This is a genomic window from Acinetobacter sp. UBA3025, assembly GCF_002367915.1.
Lineage (GTDB): Bacteria > Pseudomonadota > Gammaproteobacteria > Pseudomonadales > Moraxellaceae > Acinetobacter.
The window spans coordinates 1-4,144 of the sequence record NZ_DFDO01000002.1 but is presented as its reverse complement, the minus strand read 5'-3'; the positions used below and the strand labels follow the sequence as shown (position 1 = coordinate 4,144).

Here is a 4,144-nt window from a genome sequence, read left to right as displayed (position 1 = left end):
TGGTCGTCCATTTGCTTATGTTAATATTCTGGAAAACCCGGATATTCGTGCAACTCTGCCACAAATTGCGAACTGGCCGACATTCCCACAACTTTGGATCAATGGTGAATTGATCGGTGGTAGTGACATCATGCTCGAAATGTTCCAAAAAGGTGAATTACAGCCTTTAGTAGAGCAATACAGTCCAGCACCTGAAACTTAATCCTTGGATTAAACTGATAGCTGTGAAAAAGCGCTTCCGAGAGAAGCGCTTTTTTTATGGGTGAATAGTGAGGCAGGGGGCAGAATTAATCTTCTGCCTGCTGACCCTCAGATTTTTCTAGTTCTTTTGATTCAGCAACCAAGGCCTCAGCTAAGGTATCTGGATCGGTCAGAACTTCCTTTATAGGCGCCTTATCTTTTTTCTTTTTCTTCTTTTTTTTCTTTTTCTTAGGTTCTTCCTCAAACTCGGCACCATCTTCAATGGCTTGCCAGTATTCGAGTTGTTCCATCACAGCAGCAAAGATCGAGTTTTTGCTATAACGACCTTTCTTGTCCATAGTCCCGACCGGACGTGCCATCAGGATTTCCAAAGCCTGCGCGATATTATCAATGGCATGAATATGGAATTGACCATCTTCGACTGCAGCAATGACATCTTTACGTAACATCAGATGCTGCATATTTTGTCGTGGAATAATCACACCCTGCTTACCTGTCAGGCCTTGCAACTTACAGGCATCGAAGAAACCTTCAATCTTCGCATTGACACCACCAATCGGTTGTACTTGACCAAGCTGGTTCATAGAACCGGTAATCGCCCAGGACTGGTCGATCGGTAACTGACTAATCGCAGAAATCAGCGCTGAAAGTTCAGCAACTGTCGCGCTGTCACCATCCACCTGACCATAGCTTTGTTCGAAAGCTAAAGCGGCAGAGAAGTGCAGGGTCTGTTCACGACCAAAATGGGCTTTTAGAAAGGAGGCCATCAATAGCACGCCCTTAGCATGCAAAGAACCGCCAAGTTCTACACTACGTTCGATATCCAGAATATCACCGCCACCTTGATATACAGAAGCAGTTAAGCGTGAAGGTAGACCAAATTCAACATCTGCATAATGAATCACAGACAGCGCATTGATTTGGCCTAGACGATGACCGCGAGTTTCAATCAGTTGAGTGCCACGGGTCAGATCTTGCCAGAATAGCTCACGTAAATAGCCTAAGCGATATTTACGATGATCCAGTGCGGTATTGATATGCTTTTCTGACACCATCTTATCACCCGCTTCGAATGCATGATGATGCGCTTCACGAATCAGGTCGCCCAGCGTTAATGCATGTAGTGACAGGGAACTCTGATCTTCAGCCTGACGGCTTGAGTCGGTCAGCAGAGCAGATAATGCAGAACGGTCAAATGGTAATAATTTATCTGATTGCACATAGTCAGCAATGAGCTGCATATAGGCTTGCTCATTTTCATCATTACGTTGCAAGGTATCGGTAAAATCAGCACGGATTTTAAAGATACTGCCTAGTTCTGGTTCAAGTTCCAGAATTTCATAATAAATTTCTGGCTCTGCCAGCAGCACCACTTTGATATTCAGCGGAATAGAAGCTGGTTCAATGGAAATGCTACCGGTGAGAGTCAGCATATGCTCTAAAGATGAAAGCTTGAGATGCCCAGATTTCAGGGCACGTTTCAGACCTTGCCATGCATATGGCTGTTCCAGTAATTGTTCAGCTTCAAGCATCAGGAAACCGCCATTGGCATTATGCAAGGAGCCGGGACGGATCAGTGTGAAATCTGTAGTAATCGTACCATTTTGGGTCAACTGTTCCACATGACCCAATAGATTGTAATGCGTCGGGAAATCTTCAAAAATAACGGGTGCACCGCTATTTGGCTTATGGGTGACAATCACATTGGCCTGGAAGCGCGCTGGTACGCGGCTAAACTGGGCAGGGGTAAAATCGTCTTCTTCCTGTTCCAGTACAATTTCAACATTATTAATAATGTCTTCAGCATATTGCTTCAGATATTGTTCCAGACCTTCGACATGCTTGAATTTAGTCAGCATCTGCTCAACGCGTGGCATGACTACCTGTTTAGCGATATCACGGTTCAATACTTGAACACGGTCACGCGCATCATCTTCCAGGTCACCCAAATGAAGTCCCAGGCGTTCCAGTTTCTTGTCCATGTAACGCATGTTAGAAGCAATCTCAGCACGATCTTTATTGCTTAAAGCATTCAGATCTTCCTGAGACATTTCCTGTACTTTGTCATCTTTCAGATGAATTGGCACAAAACAATGTTCATCATTGCGGGAAATCAGTTTCAGATCGAGTTCTTCACCTTCACGGGTCAGTTCAATCAGTGCGAGTTGCTGTTCATCACCCGTTTCCTGGCGAATCATTTCAATCCGGTTGTGATAGCTTTCCGCAGTAAAACGGCGTTCCAGCTGTTTTAGAATGGATTGCCAGCTTTGATGCAGCATCGTCTGAAACTTGGGCCCCTGACCGGCTGGGAATTCCAGTGCGATAGGCTGACGAGGATTCTGAAAATTATTGACATAAACCCAGTCATTAGGCGTTTGCATGGTTTTGGCATGTTGCTGCAACAAACGCTTCACCATAGTGCGTTTGCCGAGTCCTGCTGTACCCACGGCAAAGATGTTATAGCCTGAATATGGCAGGGCAATACCGGCTTCAACCGAAGCACGGGCACGGTCCTGGCCTAGAAAATTATTTAAAGGCTTGATTCGCTTGGTCGATGCCGGGATTTTATCCGGATCGGCAATACGCGTCAGTTGTGCCGGTTTCAGGCATGTCTTTTCAAGGGTTGGTGTAATTTCGCTTTGTTCAAAGGCTGAGATAAGTAGGTCGGAGCTGATGTTTTGTTGAGATATAGTTGTATTACTTGAAATTGAAGAATGAATTTGATCGAGTCTCTGAGTCACTGTTGAAAGTCCAAAACGAAATATGACGTGGATAAGGTTTAAGGTATACAGATTTACTTGAAAAATTCAAGCCAACATGTCAGTTTTGCCACAAAATAAAAAATCGGGCATGCGAGAAATATATAAATTTTGTTGAAAGATACGTTATTAAAGGATTGAATAGCAGCAATTGGTTTTCGTGGAAAATAACAAGGCAATGACAACACAAACGACGGGTTGGAAATCCGCATTTACAGCATTTCTGGATCGACGTGCCCTGATCATGCTGTTTCTCGGATTTTCAGCTGGTGTCCCGATTCTTTTGATCTTTTCCAGTTTGTCTTTATGGCTTGGTGAAGCCGGAATCAGTAAAAGTGCGGTGACTTTTTTCAGCTGGGCTGCACTGGGCTATTCATTCAAGTTCGTCTGGGCGCCACTCATCGATGAATTACCTGTCCCATTTTTGACTAAAGCTTTGGGTAGGCGAAGAGCCTGGCTATTGATTGCTCAGATCCTGATTGTAACTGCGATTTCAATTATGGCTTTTTCAGATCCGGCATTGGGGCAGGCACATTTACAGCAGATGGCATTGGGTGCAGTACTGCTAGGGTTCTCGGCGGCAACACAGGATATTGTCATTGATGCTTACCGTATCGAGCTGGCCGAAACCCAGATGCAGACCGTGCTGGCATCCACCTATAATGCGGGTTACCGGATCGGGATGATTGTGGCTGGGGCTGGGGCTCTGTTTCTGGCGGCGTATTTAGGTACGGCCAAAGGCAACTATATTTATGATGCCTGGAAATGGACTTATCTGGCGATGGCAGCGGTTATGCTGGTCGGGATTATTACCACACTGGTCATCCGTGAGCCTCAAGTGGATCGGGCACGTAAAGATTATCAGCGCAGTGATTATTTCCGTCTCGTCGGCGTGTTTTTTGTGGCAGTTATCAGCTTTGTTCTGAGCTATGTCTATTCCGGTGACTTGGTATCTAGTATCACTGCACAGTGGGCAATTCAGGATACTTTTGCCTTGTTCTGTTTTGAGGCTTTACGCTTTATCGGTTCAGGTGCTGTCGCTTTCGGTGTGGGTACGATTCTGGTCAAAATGGGTGCTGTGAATAAGCAAATGGCATTCGAAACCTGGGTCAATCCCGTAGCAGATTTCTTTGATCGCTATGGTTTAAAACTGGCTTTGGTGTTGTTATTACTGATCGGTTTTT

The 4,144-nt window shown here is 45.1% G+C and carries 3 protein-coding genes; 2 read left to right on the top strand and 1 reads right to left on the bottom strand.

The annotated features are described in order from the left end of the window. Positions 1-202 (top strand): glutaredoxin family protein (locus tag B4J23_RS00035; protein WP_291358083.1); only part of this gene is annotated, 202 nt, incomplete at its 5' end. Between the two features lie 85 nt (positions 203-287). On the opposite strand, the gene B4J23_RS00030 is transcribed toward B4J23_RS00035, so the two are convergent. Continuing rightward, a complete protein-coding gene (locus B4J23_RS00030; RefSeq protein ID WP_125278417.1) occupies positions 288-2,942 on the bottom strand; it encodes a Lon protease family protein in 2,655 nt (884 codons plus the stop codon). A gap of 178 nt (positions 2,943-3,120) precedes the next feature. Between B4J23_RS00030 and B4J23_RS00025 the strand changes: the two genes are divergently transcribed. After that, a partial coding sequence (locus tag B4J23_RS00025) for an MFS transporter (RefSeq protein ID WP_291358079.1) occupies positions 3,121-4,144 on the top strand: 1,024 nt, incomplete at its 3' end.